Origin of the sequence: Acidisphaera rubrifaciens HS-AP3 (assembly GCF_000964365.1) — a bacterium.
Classification (GTDB): domain Bacteria; phylum Pseudomonadota; class Alphaproteobacteria; order Acetobacterales; family Acetobacteraceae; genus Acidisphaera; species Acidisphaera rubrifaciens.
In genome coordinates this window covers 1-279 of the sequence record NZ_BANB01001137.1, presented here as the reverse complement: position 1 = coordinate 279, position 279 = coordinate 1, and the positions used below count along the sequence as shown (strand labels likewise).

Sequence of the window (279 nt, the reverse complement as noted above, 5' to 3'; positions counted from 1 at the left end):
GCCCGGGATCGCGCGCACGACGCGCCGCGCCAGCCCGGCGGCGGGCGGGGCCGCGTCCGCGCCGTCCTCCTCGGGCGGGTTCAGGATCGCGTGCGTCGGGGTCACCAGCCGGCTGCCGAACAGCAGGTGCATGTCGATCAGGCGCGGGTCCCCGCTGACCGCCTGCGCGATCTGCGCCGTCATGCGGCCGATGCCGGATCGGCGCCCCCTGAGGCTTTCAGCCCCCAGCAGCAGCGACAGCGGTCGGTCGGACATGCGGCTCCCTTGAATGACGGACGG

1 protein-coding gene is annotated in these 279 nt (G+C 75.3%); it reads right to left on the bottom strand.

All coding sequences use genetic code 11. The features are described 5' to 3' along the window. Positions 1–255, bottom strand: a 255-nt coding sequence (locus B8460_RS20410; protein WP_048863463.1) for a hypothetical protein, incomplete at its 3' end; no start/stop codon positions are given. Positions 256–279: the final 24 nt, after the last annotated feature.